1 protein-coding gene is annotated in these 269 nt (G+C 39.0%); it reads right to left on the bottom strand.

Annotated features, from left to right (window positions below):
- On the bottom strand, positions 1–269 hold a 269-nt coding region (locus ACPYOJ_RS35490), incomplete at both ends, for a vWA domain-containing protein (RefSeq protein ID WP_481420409.1).

Below are 269 nucleotides of genomic sequence, written 5' to 3'. Positions count from 1 at the left end.
TCCAAAGCCATTCCGATAAGTCCTAAAGCTTCATGAAAATGGTCACCCACATCTAATCTTCTGATGAAGCTCTGTGCTGTCACAATATTATTGGTAAAATCAGATTCTATATAAATCCTCGGATTGTAACTTGAATTGGACTGACCATACAGCCCAGTACCATAATGGGTGACAGCGACTCTGTTTTTAGGGTGACATGCAAGAATATTTTCTATCAGTTTCTTAGCACTTACGCTTATTTTGTTATACCGTTGGCTGCTTATAGAGCC

Source organism: Rhizobium sp. SVR5-9E, assembly GCF_056755095.1.
Note: the sequence above shows the minus strand (reverse complement) of the source record. Positions and strands in the feature narration are given on the sequence as shown.